We start from the raw sequence: 18,671 nt of genomic DNA, 5'->3' as shown, positions 1-18,671 counted from the left end.
CCATATATTAAAAAATGACCACCGCGGGAACGGTGGTCAGATAGATACCCATTCTTCTGATAGGGGATTGGCGTTATCTTATCTCAAAGAAAAAATAGCCCTCGCCCATTTGCCGAATAGGGGGGCTATTTTTTTGTGTTCAAAATAGCGACAACGACTGCGATTAGCGCGATGACCATCGTGGAAAAAGAAATCATCAACGTTAAAGCCTGAAATGTTGTCAAGGAACCACCCCCTTTCGGGGACAACTCCAACCACCCTATCCTTTATCTACATCGATAAATCGAATGTGTATCTACTATCTATTATACCATAATTACCCATAGATTACCTGCATTTACATAGAGAAAACCCTATGGTATCAAGGGTTTTCCGATATTCCGTACTCCTTGTATCGATACAAAGAATGGGGGTGCGTCAAGTGAAAATAACTCTGGATGTCTTTCTCATCATACCCTCGCATGACATGCTCCAGGATGCAGCTGTTCCGTAAGTGTTTCGCAGATAGCTTCCGGATACCGGCGTGCTGCACTTCTTCTTTTATCATTTTTTGTATCCCTCTCACAGATAATCGTTTCGGTTTTACAAGCTCGTAATCGAACTGGTAGTGATTGCTCCGATTATTAAAGGCCACGAATAATGGATCAGATGATTGCCGGCGCGGTCTTTTCGGCGCATCAATCGTTTGTAAATAATCCCGGATGTACTGCATATGTTCATCAGATAAATGATAGACCGGCTCCGGGTCGTACAGATCGAGCGCTATCTGAGACTGGCCCATATTTATCATGTTCATGTTAATCAGAGATACTTCTTTTGGACGAAATCCTTTGTACCGGATTAAATGAACGATTGCCAGGTTTCTGTGAATGAGTATGTCTCTTGCTGCTGACCCAATCGGACGCTTCATCGACGTCAGCAGCTGGTGCATTTCATGTATCGTAACAAAATCGCTTCGTTTTAACGGGGGTGCCGAATAGTCTGTCGTGTGGTGTTCCGGCATGACATGATCGATTCGGTAATACGCCAGCAGTCGATTAATTGCAGACAGGTGACGCTTAATGGTTGCACGGCTCAACTTCTTTTCGTTTAATAGAGCGGTATACGCCTCGATATGCGCCCCGTCTATCTTTAAAAGATCCTGCTCTCTGTCAGCTGTCGAGTCCAGCCAGGTTATAAACTGCTTGAGATCCGACACATATTGCTTCACCGTTCCAGGCTTCCTGCCTTTGTCCTCCAGATACTGGATATACCGCTCCAGTAAGCTCCAATTTTCCACTAAAGTACACCTCCGCATCAAATTTTACGCACCCAATATAATTACTATTGTATCGATTGTTTTTTGTGAATGCATCCAATGTAATTAAAAGTCATTTTATTTCCAGATAAATGTAATATATTTATTACTATTTCTCCTAAAAACTATCATATTATTTAAAAATTTCAAGAAATTATTAAAAAAACAGAGAAATAAAATGAAATTTTGCAATATTCGGCTCTCTTCCTGCTTATCAGCCTATAATCTAGTTTTATTTTTTAAAAAAAAATAGTTATTATTTTTTTGTAAAATTATTGAACGGGAGGGTATTTATGTATGGCAACAGAGTATAAAGTGTCTCAGTATAATGTACCTTATAAGAGGGACAATACTTACTTTTTGTACAACAGTCACACAGGAGCTTTTGTGAAATTAAACGCCACATATAGAAACTACTTAAAAGACTTAAATAGTGGAAAGGAAATACCTAACACAGCCCTTGAAGAATTTACCCGTGCTGGCTTTGTGGTCCCTAAAGACAGAGATGAATTAGGATTATATTTATACCAACATAACTTGTATAACTATGGTAATACAAACTTACACTTAACCGTTGCCACTACCCTTCAATGTAATTTTAGGTGCCCTTATTGTTATGAAGAACATGTAGATGAGTATTTAGAGGGCGAAAAAGAAGAAGATTTGAAAAAATTTATTCAGCAAAACACGAATAATAAAGAAAGTCTCTCCGTTACTTGGTACGGGGGAGAACCCTTACTTATGAAAAAATTAATTGCTAATGTTTCCGAATATGCAATCGATCTTTGTGAAAAAAAAGGAATGGAATACTCCGCTACAATGGTTACTAACGGTTATTTGCTTGACAGAAAAACCGCTTTAGAGCTAGTGGAAAAATATAAATTAAGCCATGTCCAAATAACTCTCGATGGGGGACCCGAGACTCACAATCTAACAAGGATTTTAAGGAATGGAAAAGGAACATTCGATAAAATCTTATCCAATATTAAGGAAATATATGATTTAGTTGATATTGCTATTAGAGTAAACGTATCTAAAGAAAATGTAGAAGATGTATATAAACTTTTCCCGATACTTTTAAAGGAAGGATTAAATAAAAAGTTAACAGTGTATTTTGCTCCTGTTGGGGCCTCCACGGAAGCATGTCAATCCATTAGCGAAACCTGTTTAGTTACTAGAGAGTTTTCAAAATGGGAAACTTCGCTGATTGAGTATGCTGACAGCATAGGTTTCGAAATGGGAGATTTACTACCGGTTAATAGAGGTGGGGGAATTTGCCAGGCAGTTGACAATTCTGCGTATGTAGTTGATGCCGCGGGGGATTTGTTTAAATGTTGGCATGAAGTTGGTAACAAAAAATTACGTGTTGGAACACTAAAAGACGGCATAACGAATTATGATCGTTTAACTAAATGGATGAACTGGCAGTTACCTAAAAAATGTACTACGTGTAATATTATGCCTTTATGTAAAGGAAGATGTCCTGATTTGAGTTTAGAAAAAGAAGATTTTGAATGCGATCAATTAAAATATAACATCAAAGATAGATTGCACAGATATTATACAAGGAACCCTATTTCCAAACAAACCATCGAGAAGGACTTAATTGCAGAAGAAGTATAAGAACCTAAGCCTTTAGGTGGGGTGGTATAGTGTTTCGGGATCGCATATCCTATTTTATGCATTTTCGGATAGGGGTAACTACTATAACAGAAAAAAATGTTATAGGAATCTATTAAGTAAAGGAGGTGAAAAGATATGGAACATATTGTAACACCAGATTCCAATGATCCAGGAGGTGGAGGTAGTTGCCGGACCTTGTGCGGGATAAACACATGTAACATCAATATTTGTTGGACAAACAGTTAGGTGGTGGTACTGTGGAATTCATAACAACTCCTTACCAAGTTCAAATTACAGATGTCAATGATCCTTTGGTTTGTGCTGTCCAATACTGTAGAATAAATTGGTGTTGGACAAACAATTGGGGAGTATAACTAAGTTAAAAACTTAATAATTGGTGGTATGTAAAGAACTTGAAACTTGAGGTGAAAATTTTAAAGTTTTCACCTCATTGCCTTATTAGGAGGTTTTATGAAAAATTTAATTGAAATATATAATCAATTTAAGGATGTAATTAATAGAAAAGCCTTTCTTCTATTTTTATTACAGTTTACATTGAAAGTTATTTTCCTTCTCTTCACATTAATACCAGCTTTTATTGTGATGTACATATTCGATACTATACTACCTACTTTCGACAAAGGAACCTTAACAAACACTCTACTGTTTCTATTACTCTTTTTAGTGTTATTTGCCATTTTAGAATATTTTCTAGCCAAAGTTCAACTCAAAACAAATATTTTTTTAAAACAAAAAACCCAAAAGCAAGTGGTAAATTCGATATTAAACAAAGATTATATGTCAATTAAAAAATTTGGCGAAGGCGATCTTATTTACCGTACTAAGCAAGATTTAGAAATGATTATCCAACGGGGATTATATTTATTTCTTGAAATACCTCTCAATTTTTTTCTAGTGCTTGCTTTATGTATTATTATGTTTTATTTTAACCCATTTCTAGCAACCATAGCTTTTCTTCTCATTTTTTCAGAGAGCATCTACTCTTTCTTCTTTTCTAAGACGTATGAAAGTAAAGTTCAAAAAGTGAAAATCTTAGAAAGTAAAACCATGGAGTCGTTAAAACAGCTTATGGATAGACTTCTTTTTATAAAATTAAATAATCTCAGTTCGTATGAAGAACGATCATATATGAACGTTTATGAAGATGCATTAGGTAAAGGGGAATCTCTATCCCTGTATCAAGCAAAACATAAAGCGATTATTGGAATAATGGCCAATTCAAAACAATTGGTTATCATAGCAGTAGGTGCGTATCTTATAAGTATAAATCAAACTACAATTGGAGTATTACTTGCCTTTACGCAAATAATGTTTCGAACTGCTCAACCCCTAGATAGCTTATATTTTGTACCATTTATTTACAAAGACATGACAACTTCTTTTCAGAGAATTAAACCACTGTTAGAGAGAGATGAGCGATATGGTATCAGGGAATATACCAACGATAGTGACCCTGACATCATTATTTCCTGTAGAAACTTAACCTATAGCGTTGATGGTAAGCTGATAATTAAAGATTTTAACATTGATGTTGAGAGAGGTGAAAGAGTTGCAATTATCGGTCAAAGTGGTTCTGGTAAATCTACACTCTGTAAACTCATAGCTGGTTTATTTAATTATCAAGGTACCATAACTATAAGATCGAATACTGAACCGTCGATTGGATTTTTAATTGACGAATGCAGCCTACTAAGAGGTACAGTTGTAGAGAATTTAACTTACGGAACTGAAAACATACCCATAACCAATACCGATATTAAGGAAGTTTTAAAAGAAGTTAAATTGGAGCATTTTATTGATAACGCTTCTATTATAGATAAAACTAAAATCTCCAGAGGTGAGCAGCAAAGATTAGAGTTAGCAAGGATAATGTTAACAAAACCCGATATTATCATCTTGGATGAACCTACCTCCGCACTAGATACTGACACTGAAAAAGTCGTATGGTCAAACTTTTTAAACAGGACAGTTGACTCCACAATTATTTACACAACGCATAAAAAAAGTATAATCGGATATAACGATAGGATAGTAAATTTACAAAGTAGAAATACTTCAATAGAAAATCAAATTGCTAATTAACGTAGCTGTCTCATTAATATCACTTTTTTAAAACTGTTTGGAATATAAGAAAACGGAGGGGGTAGCCCCTCCAAGTACCTTATACCCTAAACAGTTTCTTTAGTTTTGGAGTGATAAAATGGAAGCAATATCAACGAGGAAAAGAGGATTACCAAGGTACTGTAGTCTATCAAAAAAGTTCTATCAATGTAATACAATGTTATATTGGTATTTATTAAAGCATGGAGAAAAATCGCCATCCACAGATTATTAGTTTTATAGAAAGCATAGAAGAGATAAAAGCCAACAATAATATACTGCAACAGTTGAAATAATAAGATAAATAAATCTGGCATACCATGGAGTAGTAATACGGGCAATAGGTGTATAACACTGAATAACACTTGGGAGATTATTAAGGTATAAGCCGTGATAGTTTTACGGTTTAATTTAGTTCTACTAGTAAATAGTTGGTGTAAATATATTATTACTATAAACCTGTAGAACAACTCCTCTAACAAAGCTACACCAAAAATCTGGCTTAGGTATTCCCCCATAATTTCAGTTAGTGAAAATTCTCTAAATACAGTAATGAGTTGGTAATCTGTGGCTAAATTAATTAGGTAAACAGAAACGTGAATTGTGATAACTATAGAGATAAAAAACAACATACCACCAACAAAATTTTTAAAATTAAAAAGACCAGATTTCTCAATTAACCTTATAACCTTTTCATTAGATAACATTCTAAAAAAGAGAAGGAACAACCCTAAAAGTATCAAATTTACAAATAACAATTCGTTTAATAATCCATATGTATTGATAGTAATTGGCTCAAAAAAATCTTTGAAAAATGACATATAATTTACCATTAAGGCTAAAACAACTATTTTAATAATCATAAAGCTTATGAAAGGAATTAACTTAGGATTTTTCATAATGTCATAGGAAATTACGAAGGTTTGACCCCTAAAATATGTTGTTGCAATAGTTATATTAATAAGAATGAAAAACAAAGAAACGATGATTGTAATAATGTCTGACTCGATCGGGACCATTAATATAGGAAATATTGAGAAAAAGCTCAGTAGCGCAACGGGGATATAACTTCCCCTCACCGTATTATTGGAGCGTTTTGTGAGACTTGCAATACAATATAACCAAAATATTAAAAACATAGAATGTAAGTATAAGGGATTGGTTAAAAGGCTAATTATGATTTCGTGAGTAAGCCGAGTGAAAGAAAAAAACACAAAAACTAAGGTCACTGTTATTATAGAAATTTTGACAGCCAACATTATACTCTCCTTATATTACAATTATTATTAATTATACCATTTTTTTATAACCCCCTTAATGGTCTTATTTTCTTAAATGTAAATGCTTCTTTTCTATAGCCCTTAAAAATAAAGTAATGCTCATCAAAAAAACGCGGATCTCTATTGGATGCACGGTACAAAGTCTTTTAATAATTTCAAATGGTCTTGAAACACTGATGCCTCCTTGAAGATATAAAGTCATTTCATCGTCTACGATATTAAACGGCAATTTACCCTCTGAGACCCCCATGATTCTTCCTTTCCAGCAACCCTAACTCTGCTGCTTGGATCTTGACTGACCTTATAATACATCAGATAGACCAGCTCTTTCCGGGCTCTTACCACCCGCTTCACTAGTTCCTTAACACGCCTTCTCATAAAATTTTACGCACCCAACATAGTTATTATTCTATTATTAGTTTTTTATTAGAACTAAAAAATCAACGTTCAAGGTTGTGTTATACGCCATTTTCTCTCTTTAAGATGTATCCCACATTTTAGGAGGTAGAGAAAATGAGTAAAAACACGCAACCAAAACCAGTAATTTTAACAAAAAGTGAATGGGGTGGAAGACCCCATGAAGATCGCGCCAGTTGCGCGGAGGATATCACAAGTTATGACTATCTGATGATCCATCATTGCGCCACGCCCAATGCAACGGTGGACTCACGGACAGAACAAGAACAAATGCAATTTGTGCAAGACTATCACCAACTCACATTAGGGTGGTGCGATGTTGGCTACCATTACGGAATCGGAAAAAATGGGACGGCCTTTGAGGGTGCTCCAGACAACAAAAGGGGAAGGCATGAACCAGCTGTCAATGCGAACAGTGTGGCCGTGATGTTTCATGGAGATTATGAGACCAGACCTTTTACTCAAGCGCAGTATGATAAAGCCATCGATTTGATCTCCTGGCTTTGTTACAAATTTGATATTAACCCGGAAAACATCGTCGGTCACCAGGATTTTTCCAGTACACTGTGTCCAGGTCGAAACATATATCAGCGCCTGCCAGATATTCGTCAGGATGTCCATCAACGCTTATATGGTGAGGAGTTGCCCGTGACGGGCTTACGGAACGGGGACAGTGGGCGTCAAGTGGAAACGCTTCAGCGCCAACTGATCCGTGAGAATCAAGAAGCTCTGCCAGTTCACGGAGTAGACGGTCATTTTGGGGATGAAACTGAGGAAGCCGTACGGGACGTGCAGCGAAAATATAACCTCACGGAGCATGGTATTGCTGATTCTGTGACAATGAGGCAGCTCGAAGAAGTCAATATATTTCGTGTGGGGGATCAAGGTCGGGGTGTCCGCTTATTCCAAGAGGATCTCATGTATTTTACGATTCAACTCCCGAATTTTGGAGCAGACGGGGATTTCGGTGCGGAAACGGAAGCCGGTGTCAAAACATTTCAGGAGCATAATCGCTTAACCGTGGATGGTATTGCCGGCAGACAGACCTTTGGCGCACTCGATCAGGCTTTTGAGACCACGTTGCTGCAGCACGGTAATCGGGGGAGTGCCGTACGAAAACTTCAATCCGATCTTATTCAGGTAGGGATTGACTTGCCTCAGTTTGGTGTCGATGGTCATTTCGGAGATGAAACAGAGGCCGGCGTACGCTCTTTCCAGGAGCAAGAAGGGTTAGAAGTCACAGGGATTGTAGATGAGGAGACACTGGAACGTTTAAAAGAAATGGCATCATAAAAAATACCAAACCTTTTTTCGAAAAAGGTTGTCAGAAGTGAGGTCAGCTTCTCTTTATAAAACATGCGGAACAGGTATGAACGGTGTGGGGTGCATCGCTCATGCCTCACCCCTCCGATTGTTTTAATTAATTATAAAGTAAATCGCCACACCAACAAGTACAATAAGCCCATAAAAAATAAGTGTGTTCAAGTTAGACGAACCCCCATCTTTTTCTTCGCTATCCTCAATCTCGCGGGTCTCTCCGCTCTCCTCGATCCTTGGTAATACTTTTTTGTTAATGAACAATAGCAGTGGTGTGAAGAATATCATGCAAATGGCCGTATAAGCACCCCTCTGGATGATAGCTTCTTGGTGAATGATAGAGCCAGCCACAAAGAGGACAGGTGCAATACATAAAAATGCTAGAATACCTTGTTTAATGTGTTTAATTGGTGGAATATTGTTACTAGTATAATTGGAAGAATTAAACAAAAAAGTAATAGCTGAGAGGGATATAATCAAACCAGTACAGAACATGATTATCATCTGTAATAAATATTGTGAATTGGAAATCGGTTGTATGATAAACAATGCTCCAACGCCAAATAACCATGGTTTATAAGGATGTACGGTATTATCAGACAACGTTTATGCCCCCTAAATAAAATTAGTAGTGAGAAAGGAGAATTCCAAATGGTGCTGCCTTCTAACGATTCGTCGTATGAAAAAAAGATCAATAAGATGTTAGGTTATAAGGACTTCAAAGATCGGAGACCTATTATCAAGATATTGCTTCTTACGTCCCTGCTTGCTGTTGTGATTATAACTGTTGTTAACATCTTCAATATTGGACCAGATCTTCCCTATCCTGTTATTTTTTTCTATACCCTGTGTTTTGGAGGATTAACCATTGCTTTGGAGGGCTTTCTGGAAAAAAACAAGTCACAGTTGATAATCTTCTTAACTAGTTCAATACTCCTTTTGATTACTACGTCATTTATTTGGTGGATTGCTGTAAATCAATAATATAATAGAATTGTTAAGTAATATGTAATATATTTCCTTTTTCTGAACAAATATAGTATTATAAAATGGAGCAGCTGGAGAACCTGCTCATACTTGAGGTTGGAAACAGGAGTGAGAAACCTGTTTCCTTTTTTTTTGTTTCGAAGAAGTATTACGTAATATATAATATATTCTTTAAAACTATTAAGTAGTATTTCATACGAAATAGAAAAATATAAGAGTTTTCTATATTCACATAATACAAATAATTTTGTATTTTGGTTCTACTTACTAACAACATGTAATACGTAATATATTTAATGTAAATAAATGTTAATTTTTAGCCAGTGGTACATGTAAAATAATGACAGTTGCACAAGGTAAAATATTAGTTGTGATAATGCTATCTTATCACAACTTGATGATTTATAATAAAGATAGAGCAGGAGGGATAAAAATGGGTGAAATTGTAAATGTAAAGCATTTCCAGAATCAAAAAAGATACATAGAAAGAAAAAAATACATCGAAGAAGAATCCAAGAAAATAATCGACGGTTATAAATATGACATTTCGCAATATCAAAAATATTGCGTAGATACAGACCAGCCTGAAAATTTAGAATCGATGCTCGATTATCTGGATGACTCCATCATGAATCAGCGCGTGAAAAAGAATACGTGGGAAAAAAGAGTTATTGCCATTAAGAGATATTTATCCGTCACCTATGATATTGACTTTGAGAGAGAACCAGAGACATTAAAAGAAATATCTTATCTTCGTGGCCGTTACAATCATGAAGAAAATAAAGACTTAATCCGAGTGAGAGGAAAACAGCGAGTGAGCGATGCAAATGGGCTGCTGGATTTAATCAACTCGTTACCTATTCGAGAAAGAGCGATCTGTTTGGTCAATCTGGTCACGGCCAGCAGGCCGAGTGAAATGGTTGCCATGAAAATAGGGGATTTCGATTTTGATGACAGTTCGGTTTCTATTTATATCAAGAAACAGAAAAGATGGTTCGAGAAACGATTGACCCCGTTTGTCGTCAAAGCCGTCAAGGACTACAAAGCAAAGTTCAACTTAAAAGAAGACGATTACCTGGTTGGCAGGGTGAATAAAAGCGGAAAGTATTTAAGCGCCAGGATCTCAACAGAAGCCTACCGGAAATTCTTGAATCGAACGATTGGCCTCACGGCCTATAACCTGAGAAAAACACAGGTATCGACGATGCACGAAAAAGGGGCGGATCTCATTACGATCAGCAAACAAACCGGACATACCTCCACCCAGACACTCGCGGAGCATTACTTGAATGTGTCTGATAAAACCGTAGATAAATTCCTGTAAACAAAGGAGGGCTTATCATTACACTAACCAAATTGCTTATATTTATCGGTATTGCAGTAATCCTCTTACGAATACCTGTGCTTGGCAAATACCTCGCCGTCATCAACACGCTGATTCACGAAATAGGTCATGCCCTGATGGCGCTTGTTACCGGCGGGCGTGTGGAGAAGATAAAACTATTTGCCAACACCGAAGGGGTCGCATCCACAAGGAACCATTGGCTCGGTGGTCTTTTCACCAGTGCTGCCGGATATCCGTTTGCGAGCGCGATGGCGTGGCTGTTTTTATATTTAATTTATATCGAAAATTACACCGCGGTATTAATCATACTGGCAGGCGTCCTTGTGATTAGTTTTCTATTATGGATACGTAATGTTTACGGCTTTTTGTGGGTGCTGACCTTTGGGGCGCTATTCGCCTGGATGTTCTGGTTGGACAACACCATTCTGACCGAAAATGTGCTGCTGTTTATCACAGCTGTCGTTTTCGTCAAATCAATCACGTCGGCATTTACAATCATGACCATGAGCTTTAAAACACCAAGAGATGCTGGAGACGCAACGAGTCTGGCAAGAGCGACGTTTATTATTCCGGCGCAGCTCTGGGGAATCCTGTTCTTTGCACAATCTCTTGCCGTGGCATGGTTCGGGATTCGCTTATATATCTAATCCATCAAAATGAACCGAGTTTCTTCCTATTATATATGTTTGCAATAATCATAAATAAGAATGGTTAATTTTCAATGGCAGCAAACTAATCAATGCAAATGTATGTTAAAATATATTTAGATGACACAACGAAACCCTGGGCGACGAACCCGGGGTGCTATAGTAGCAACCAAAGGAACCCCGACGCAGGGTTCCTATTATTTTACAAGGGGTTCCTTTATCGTTGGGGGAACGCCTTTTTTAATGCGGTTTTCTACCCACACAGCACCTCTCAGGCGCATCGAAATTGAATTCCGTGGGTCATTGGTCAGTTCATGTCGTCTGAGGCGCCTCTGGAAACCCTCCTACATACGAAAATCCTCTAATTCTTCATGATTTTGACAAATCATTACCAGTAGATTACTAATTTGTTTATCACCCAGTCATAGTAAAATGAGAATGAGGTGATCGACATGTTTGTCAGTCCGATGTTGCTCCACAAATCAGATACCCCCTTTAATAATGATTCGTATATTACAGAGCTCAAGCTCGATGGGATCAGGTTGCTGCTAACAAAAATGAACAACAAGATCCGTTTATATACAAGACATAACAACGAAGTCACAGGAAAATTCCCGGAACTTCAAAATATAGATATACCTGATGGAACGATCCTGGATGGAGAGCTCATCGTCTCCGGACCGGAAGGCAAGCCGGATTTCGAGGCGATGATGGGGCGGTTCATGTCCAGGAAAAAGCAACATCCCATTCAGTTTGTCGTGTTTGATATTATCTATCACGAAAATAAGAAGGTTACGAGTCTGCCGTTATATCTAAGAAAAGAAATATTGGCCGATCTGGCGCTGGATTCTAACCATATAGTTACATCCAAGTGGATCGAAGGTAACGCCGAGGCGTATTTCGACCTGGTCCAGCAGCAAAGTCTGGAAGGGATCGTGATGAAAGAGGCCCATTCTAAATACGAGATCAACAAGCGCTCCAGGAACTGGCTGAAGGTCATCAACTATCAGTATGCGGACGTGGCCATTTCCGGACTACGAAAAAAAGAGTTCGGCCTGCTGCTCTCATCGAAAGACGGCCAGTATATGGGTCTGATGGAATTTATGCCGCCGAAAGCCCGAAAAGAGTTTTACGCTCATTATAAAGAGCTGATCGTCGATGAGAATGATAAATTTATTTTTTTAGAGCCACAAATAGCGTGTAAAGTGAAATATAGAAACCTCACAAAACAAGGACTGTTGCGAATTCCTTCTTTCGTGGCGTGGAAATAATGATTAGTCAGGCACCCAAATAGGGTGCTTTTTTTGACGAGTTTCTTCCTATATAAATAGACTGTCTTTTGCGAGTTATTTATTTGCTATTTCTTTAATAATTTGGGTGCGTAAAATTTTATGTACAATTAGAAAAAAGGAACGCACCTGGCGCCCCCTATTATTTTCGTACACAAAATACCCACCCGTTTCGAATCGCCGTGACTGCTAATTGTGTCCGATCGGCACAATCTACTATTTTTAACATCCTGCCGAAATTACTTCTGATATCAGAGATAGAGAAATACAACTTCTCTGCTATTTCTACGGTAGTATGTCCATCTAAGAGGAGCTGTAAAATATCTTGCTGCTTCTCATTAAAGATGTGCGCCACCTTTTTCCTGTCTACAAGAAACCTTTCAATCTCTTTTTTCCCTTCTTTTTTATGACTGATCGCATTCGCCAGGTACATATGAAAAGAGGGGTCGAGGAAGATCCCGTCTTTTTTTATAAGCCAGTGAACTAAGGATGTATGTCGCTTTAAAAACTCATTGGTAACAATCCCGGCGATCGGAAGAGATAAAAAAGGGGTAAAAGACCGGTCCAAATGTCTGTGGCAGACGATGTGACTGTTTCTTGAAAAATAGGCGGAGTAGTAATCATATTGTGTCTCCTTTTTCTTTTCACTTTTTTACCGTTGACTAAAACTACCTCGATAATTTCCTATCGTCTTCTTTCTTATACAGAATTCATTTTACATAAATCGCTAATAATTTTCATAAAATTCTCCAATACTCCATTAAAAACCCAACAATTTTCATAGATTTTCCTGTTTCCAGGAAAATTTTATAGGGAGTATCTACCATATTACATATTATGTAATATGTTTTAACAGTAAAAATATGTAAATTATACTTGCGTCTATGAAAGTATCATGCTAAAATGTAAATATATGGTAAAACAAAGTGAAACGACAAAGTAGGTGAACGCAAATATGGCAGAGGCAGATAGTCGTTTGATCGAATGGTTGCTTCACGATAGTGGAGTTTCCAGGTACAAAATTAGCAAAGACGTGGGGATTTCCGAGTCTACGCTCTCACGAATTGCGAAAGGGGAGACACCAATGGATGTCGTCCGATTTGGGTACGCCCGTAAATTAACGGAGTATGCCAGATCCATCCAGTCACCCCCAATATCAACGGAGACAATGACAACCACATTAAATAAACAGAGTGAACCGAAAGGGGGCGGTGAGACATGAGTGGTAAAAAGCGCAAGAGACGATCCTTCTGGGAGCCGGATTCCGAAAAATTAATATCCTGGCTGGATGAGCAGTCTGATCTTGGTACGAGCTTGCAGCTCATCATCGTGGATGCGATTCATAAATACGGGGAGGGTGACGTCATTAAAGCCCACCTGAATCAGCGGGAGAATGCTTATTATACGGGAGAACCGGAATCACCGGTGCGTAAACCCGTGCAGAAAAGCGCCCCGACGATAGAACAGGAGCAGGAGCCGGCATCTACACCAGCACCTCAAATAAAAGAAGAAGCGATTAAGCCGCCTGCATCCGAGCCGGAAGATCATCAGGATGTAAGTAAGGGTCCGGAGCGGGAAACGGAACCTAAACTCGAACAGGAACCGGAGCTTGAACCGGAACTGGATGAGGAGTCCCATGACGAGATGGGATTTGACATCGATGACATGATGGCCGGGAACGCTGACACAGATACAGAGAAGAAAGAATCGGATTATGATCCTCTCACAATCATGATGGGCGATATTGGCAGCACCCTTAGCAAATAAGAAACAAAACGTGAATGACCACACTATGAAAGATAAAAAGGAGTAGATGTTCGATGACAGCTATTGTTGCAGGATTAGATTTAGGAAACGGATATGTAAAATCAAATATTAACTCTCTGGTTCGTGTTTTCCCTTCGATTGCCGTGAAACAATTCAATACGGCCCTTCACACACCGCTCGGAGACGATGAGATCGGAACGTTCATGAATGATATTATCAATCAAATGGATTTGAGCTTCTCCAGTCCCCTTGTTCGATCCACAGAGCGACGCCTGTTCGGAGAGCGCGCACTGAAATCCGGCCTGAACCTGGAAGAGTTCGATGTCTATGCCCGTATAGGCAAAGCCGAGGTGGATCTGTCCGGCGTACTCGCCCTGGCGACGATTGCCGCTGACAGACTGTATGACTATTATGAGCAGAATAAGAGCCTGCCTGCATCAGACAAGCTCAAAGTGAAAGTGGACCTGGCGACAGCCCTCCCGATCGGAGAGTATCGCCCGCATGCGAAGTTGTATCGACAGAAATACCTGAATGACGGCATGCCTCACATGGTCACGTTCCATAATTTTGAACGTCCAGTGCATGTGGAAATCCTGTTCGAAAACGTTTATGTAGCAAACGAAGGGGAAAGCGCGCAGTACGGACTCATGTTTGCAAAAGATGCGTTCCTGGATATGATTCACAGAGAAGCCGTAAAACGATTCCCGAACGGGGAGCTAAATGACATCACAGGAAAAGACTTAGTTACAGCGAAGAATACGCTCGGTATCGACATCGGAGAAGGAACGATTGACTTTGCGGTCTTCTCAAACGGAAAGTTCAACTCGGATGCCAGCTCGACAATGAATCAGGGGTACGGCTCGGTCCTCGAATCCACGCTTTCTAAATTACAGGAAGAAGGGTATCCGTACAAGTCACGAAAAGAATTATCCGAGCTGATTCATAATGCGCCGTCTCCATTTACAAAGAAGAAATGGACGTATGTGAAAAACGTAAACCAGGCCGAGGAAAACCGCTTCGGAGACGTTGTTTCCAGCGAAGTGAGCAAGGTGTTCAGCCGAGTGGGTGGTTTCATCGAAGTTATTTTCGTCTTCGGTGGCGGAGCGACTCCGCTGGAATGGAGCCTGTTTGAAAAACTCCAGCAGCGAGTGGCGGAATTTGGGGACGATAACTTGCTTCCGATCGTGTATCTGGATAGCGACTTCTCCCGTTTCCTGAACGTACAGGGGTTATATCAAGTCGCCCAGCGTCTACGACCTGCTGCCAAACGTAAAAAACAAGCGGTAAAAGCGTAATAACGGACGATAGGGGTGCGTATGCACCTCTATTTTTTCAACAAATTCTGCACAGTATGGTAAAATAAGGAGTGTTTGCCAAATAGAAGAGAAAAAAGGGAGAGAGTAAAAATGAGAAAAAAGAATAGGTTACTATCCGTAGGATGTATGGGGTTGGTGCTTGGTGGATTAATGCTCTTGGGTGCTTGTGGGGGTACGGAAGATCCGGGGGAAGTAGGAGCGCAGGAAGTAGGTTCTCAAGACGGTCCGCAGGACGGGGCTGTTAGAAATTATATATCAGTGAGTGACGCCCTGGAAGAACAGCACATTTGGTTTCGCACCTTCCGTCAGCCAACGAGAGATACACAACTCAATTACACATATATCTTTGAAAACGGAAAAGTGCAAGAGTACTATACAGGAGGTATAAAATTAACGATTGAAGACGTCTATGATATGTCCAACGAAGAAATTATAGACCACATTCATGAAGAAATCCCTCCATATGACGAACGAACGGGGCGTGATAGAGACTATACACCAGTTGAATATTCGTTAGACATTACGCTCGATGGTTCTGGTAACAATACGGAAGAAATGACGGTGATGTCCGATTTTAGGTTTAATTTTGATTTTACATTACAACACAGCGCCGTTCAGGGTACAGTATACGATACGACATATACCGGATTGGTTGTAGACTACGATAGGGAAGAAATTTTAATCACCCGCGTCGATCATCCGGAAACGCATTTTAAATTGGACGATCCAGATACCCAAAAAGATAATGTAACGATCGAGGGGTCTTAATAATAAGAATCACAGGGAAAATCGCGTAAATAGAAAGGGGTGGTGGGCATGACTGTCCGTTCGAACCGACCGTCCACTCGAAGCACCAGGGGTACGAACACCACACGACCGACTGTAAATAATAACGATATACCAAAGACTACACTAAATAATAAACCGGAGCGTCGCATCCGTGCTTCCACAAGAGGTGTCCAAAAGACGGACGAGCAACAATCGAAGGATGTGCCGTCCAGGCGTAGCCGCCAGGCCGGTTCAGCCAGTCCTATTGCTTCCGTACAGGCCGCCATCACGCGCACGGAGGAGCGACTGATTGACTGGGGTAATGATGTGAGCGGGCTGGTCGATGACTGGCTCACGAAAAATTTTAAACCGAAAGAGCCGGAAGGCCCCCCGAGCCGGAAGGAAGTGCATGGGCGAAGACGAGAAATCAAGCGACATACCGCACCTATTCAGTTTGCAGCTGCGATGTTCTTTGTTATTGTCGCCTCGGTATTTGCGTTCGGGCTGCTCAGCGGGAACTTCATTGCGCAGGACACGGAGGGGCATCCTGGAGGTACTCATGTGGAAGTCATTACGGAAGATAGAGGAACAACGAGTACAAACACAGGGATTCTCCGTGGTTCTGGTGGAAACTAATAATAGCTACATAGAAAAAGCACAGGTCTATTGACCTGTGCTTTTTTTAATATCCCCTCTGACACTCTTAATTCATGATGTGACCTTGCTGTCAAGAAAAGGGGTGGGAATGTCCCGTACAATCATAACGTACCGTTTAGCTCTACATATTGACAGCTGTGCAACAATATGCACTTTAATTGGGAAATTCTGAGAGATTATACACTTTTAAAGAGCAAGTTTATGCTATAATAAAGAAAATGTCTCTATTTTTTGTAATTTTTTCCAATAATTACAAAAGGGAGGGCTCGCACCTTTTAGTGAAAAGTGTGCAGAGAGGGGTGGAGGTGAGATGCTTAAATCAAGAAATACCATGGTGACATCTGCAGTTCTTTTTCTTCTCGTTGTTATTTTACTGCGTTTTGCTGGCGGGTTCTTTGAAGACAATGTCGTACGGATAGTCGGGGCGATTCTCGGCGGGAATGCGGAAAAAATTCCTATTTTGGATTTTAGCTCGGTAAACCTGTCATGGATGAATCCGGCAAACTGGTCGATGGATGAGTTCGCATCAGGAATCAATCAATGGCTCCACGAAATGGTTGACTCGATACTGCCTGCATTTATCGGTACGTTAAACGCAGGAGCGGTAGCCACAACCGTATCAGCGATAACCCGTACACAGCTGTATAGCGCTGCAACTACTGTAGCGAAAGTGGCTCCGGCAGCACTATAACAACAAAACAAGACGAATAACAAGGGGTTGAGGCCGGCACCATCACTTTGGGGTCGGTTTTTCTCCATTCTTATATAATTTACTCACAAAAGAACAAACAAAACGTTAAATGTCCAGTATTTTATAATTAATTTGTTAAACATTTCGCAAGTATTTATTTATAGAATTCCATTGACTTCCAATATATGGAAGGTGTATGATAGAGACAGATCTAAAACACCAAATATTACCAAAAGGGGCAGGTGAATGGCTGATGTTAGAGTCAAATACGGATAGGTCGTACTTCATGATCGGGGCGGTTATTGTAGCCGCTATTCTGATCGCAGGGGTGACGTTCCTTTTTAGAGATGTGTTGTTCGGTGAAAGCGGGTATCTCTTCACATTGGTGGACAATTTATTCAATAATGCAAGCGGCGTCGTCGATAGCGTTGACGGTTCTACTGGGATTGATTGATAGCAGGGCGGGTGACTCACCCTAATAAATTAGCAGTCACACAGAAAGGAGTCCTATTGTTAGGGCTCCTTTTTTCTGAAAAGAAGCACATATAAAGGAGGGATGCACGATGATGAGAGACGTACCAAAGGTTTACCTGCTCATGTTCTTGTCTCTGGGGGCAATGGTCCTGCTCGTTATCTGGTACTTGAACATGTTCCAGCGGGACGAGTCCACCATACAGCTCAATGATGCGATACTTTCAGCGGCGGTGTCTGAGGTGGATCAGACGTCACGACTGTATGAAGGGGCGTTATTGCTGTCAGAGACATTTGAACCGACCATGTGGGAGCGACTTGAATTTGTTTATTCTGATGGTGATGAAGTGCAGTTTGATTATATGTTCGACGCGGAAGATGACCGCTTTGATAATGTGGAGAACCACACCGTTTCCTCTCCGACATATATCATTGGAGGAACGGGAGCAGACATCCCGAGCGTAGACCATGTGGCATACATGACAGGTCGTCCTGTCCAGGCGGTACGCGTGAAGGTTCGCGAGAAAGGCGACGGAATCGGAGAGTGGACGTACACCTCGACAGTGGCGGTCGATGCGGCGAGCCGGAGGAATTAGCGGTTCGCCTTTTTCGTACCGAATTATGTTTCTACTATATAAATAAACAGGAAAGTGGGAGATAAGGATGATAACCACCAGA

General features: G+C 40.0%; 19 protein-coding genes. 14 read left to right on the top strand and 5 right to left on the bottom strand.

Annotated features, from left to right (window positions below; translation table 11 throughout):
• Window positions 1-125 precede the first annotated feature (125 nt).
• Window positions 126-224 carry a putative holin-like toxin gene (locus BK582_RS26640; RefSeq protein WP_169911316.1) on the bottom strand — a complete coding sequence of 33 codons (99 nt, stop codon included), beginning with the start codon at window positions 222-224 and terminating at the stop codon, window positions 126-128.
• Window positions 225-361: 137 nt separating this feature from the next.
• Window positions 362-1,279 carry a tyrosine-type recombinase/integrase gene (locus BK582_RS25230; protein WP_169911314.1) on the bottom strand — a complete coding sequence of 306 codons (918 nt, stop codon included), beginning with the start codon at window positions 1,277-1,279 and terminating at the stop codon, window positions 362-364.
• 315 nt (window positions 1,280-1,594) lie between these two features.
• On the opposite strand from BK582_RS25230, the gene BK582_RS25225 reads away from it, so the two are divergent.
• A complete protein-coding gene (locus tag BK582_RS25225; RefSeq protein ID WP_078598433.1) occupies window positions 1,595-2,920 on the top strand; it encodes a radical SAM/SPASM domain-containing protein in 1,326 nt (441 codons plus the stop codon).
• Window positions 2,921-3,391: 471 nt separating this feature from the next.
• A complete protein-coding gene (locus tag BK582_RS25220; protein ID WP_078598431.1) occupies window positions 3,392-5,023 on the top strand; it encodes an ATP-binding cassette domain-containing protein in 1,632 nt (543 codons plus the stop codon).
• Window positions 5,024-5,109: 86 nt separating this feature from the next.
• Here the strand turns inward: BK582_RS25220 and BK582_RS25215 are convergent, their stop codons facing one another.
• Window positions 5,110-5,904, bottom strand: coding sequence for a CPBP family intramembrane glutamic endopeptidase (locus BK582_RS25215; protein WP_218190778.1), 795 nt, complete (start codon window positions 5,902-5,904; stop codon window positions 5,110-5,112).
• Window positions 5,905-6,834: 930 nt separating this feature from the next.
• On the opposite strand from BK582_RS25215, the gene BK582_RS25205 reads away from it, so the two are divergent.
• Complete coding sequence (locus BK582_RS25205; protein ID WP_078598424.1) at window positions 6,835-8,031, top strand: peptidoglycan recognition protein family protein; 1,197 nt, start codon at window positions 6,835-6,837, stop codon at window positions 8,029-8,031.
• 123 nt (window positions 8,032-8,154) lie between these two features.
• On the opposite strand, the gene BK582_RS25200 is transcribed toward BK582_RS25205, so the two are convergent.
• Complete coding sequence (locus tag BK582_RS25200) at window positions 8,155-8,658, bottom strand: hypothetical protein (protein ID WP_078598422.1); 504 nt, start codon at window positions 8,656-8,658, stop codon at window positions 8,155-8,157.
• Between the two features lie 817 nt (window positions 8,659-9,475).
• On the opposite strand from BK582_RS25200, the gene BK582_RS25190 reads away from it, so the two are divergent.
• From BK582_RS25190 to BK582_RS25180, 3 genes are all read left to right on the top strand, one after another.
• Window positions 9,476-10,366 carry a tyrosine-type recombinase/integrase gene (locus tag BK582_RS25190; protein WP_078598418.1) on the top strand — a complete coding sequence of 297 codons (891 nt, stop codon included), beginning with the start codon at window positions 9,476-9,478 and terminating at the stop codon, window positions 10,364-10,366.
• A gap of 32 nt (window positions 10,367-10,398) precedes the next feature.
• Complete coding sequence (locus BK582_RS25185; protein ID WP_244895511.1) at window positions 10,399-11,034, top strand: M50 family metallopeptidase; 636 nt, start codon at window positions 10,399-10,401, stop codon at window positions 11,032-11,034.
• A gap of 452 nt (window positions 11,035-11,486) precedes the next feature.
• Window positions 11,487-12,305 carry an ATP-dependent DNA ligase gene (locus tag BK582_RS25180; RefSeq protein WP_078598414.1) on the top strand — a complete coding sequence of 273 codons (819 nt, stop codon included), beginning with the start codon at window positions 11,487-11,489 and terminating at the stop codon, window positions 12,303-12,305.
• 160 nt (window positions 12,306-12,465) lie between these two features.
• Here the strand turns inward: BK582_RS25180 and BK582_RS25175 are convergent, their stop codons facing one another.
• Window positions 12,466-12,756, bottom strand: a complete 291-nt coding sequence (locus tag BK582_RS25175; RefSeq protein WP_169911310.1) for a response regulator transcription factor — start codon at window positions 12,754-12,756, stop codon at window positions 12,466-12,468.
• Between the two features lie 522 nt (window positions 12,757-13,278).
• Between BK582_RS25175 and BK582_RS25170 the strand changes: the two genes are divergently transcribed.
• From BK582_RS25170 to BK582_RS25135, 8 genes are all read left to right on the top strand, one after another.
• The gene (locus BK582_RS25170; RefSeq protein ID WP_078598410.1) at window positions 13,279-13,545 is read left to right on the top strand and encodes a helix-turn-helix domain-containing protein; all 267 of its coding nucleotides are present in this window, start codon (window positions 13,279-13,281) and stop codon (window positions 13,543-13,545) included.
• A complete protein-coding gene (locus tag BK582_RS25165) occupies window positions 13,542-14,090 on the top strand; it encodes a hypothetical protein (RefSeq protein WP_078598408.1) in 549 nt (182 codons plus the stop codon). The genes BK582_RS25170 and BK582_RS25165 overlap by 4 nt, the downstream gene beginning before the upstream one ends.
• A gap of 53 nt (window positions 14,091-14,143) precedes the next feature.
• On the top strand, window positions 14,144-15,385 hold the full coding sequence (locus BK582_RS25160; RefSeq protein WP_078598407.1) for a ParM/StbA family protein: 1,242 nt from the start codon (window positions 14,144-14,146) through the stop codon (window positions 15,383-15,385).
• Window positions 15,386-15,496: 111 nt separating this feature from the next.
• Window positions 15,497-16,174: a hypothetical protein gene (locus tag BK582_RS25155; RefSeq protein WP_078598405.1), complete on the top strand. Its 678-nt coding sequence runs from the start codon at window positions 15,497-15,499 to the stop codon at window positions 16,172-16,174.
• Window positions 16,175-16,222: 48 nt separating this feature from the next.
• Complete coding sequence (locus tag BK582_RS25150; RefSeq protein ID WP_139368353.1) at window positions 16,223-16,810, top strand: hypothetical protein; 588 nt, start codon at window positions 16,223-16,225, stop codon at window positions 16,808-16,810.
• 331 nt (window positions 16,811-17,141) lie between these two features.
• Window positions 17,142-17,522: a hypothetical protein gene (locus BK582_RS25145; protein ID WP_078598401.1), complete on the top strand. Its 381-nt coding sequence runs from the start codon at window positions 17,142-17,144 to the stop codon at window positions 17,520-17,522.
• A gap of 196 nt (window positions 17,523-17,718) precedes the next feature.
• Window positions 17,719-17,976, top strand: a complete 258-nt coding sequence (locus tag BK582_RS25140; protein WP_078598399.1) for a hypothetical protein — start codon at window positions 17,719-17,721, stop codon at window positions 17,974-17,976.
• A 109-nt stretch (window positions 17,977-18,085) separates the two neighbouring features.
• Complete coding sequence (locus tag BK582_RS25135) at window positions 18,086-18,589, top strand: hypothetical protein (RefSeq protein WP_078598397.1); 504 nt, start codon at window positions 18,086-18,088, stop codon at window positions 18,587-18,589.
• Window positions 18,590-18,671 lie beyond the last annotated feature (82 nt).

Origin of the sequence: Evansella clarkii (assembly GCF_002019695.1) — a bacterium.
Taxonomy (GTDB): Bacteria; Bacillota; Bacilli; order Bacillales; family Salisediminibacteriaceae; genus Evansella; species Evansella clarkii.
The sequence above is the reverse complement of the archived record's forward strand: the minus strand, read 5'-3'. Positions and strand labels throughout refer to the sequence as shown.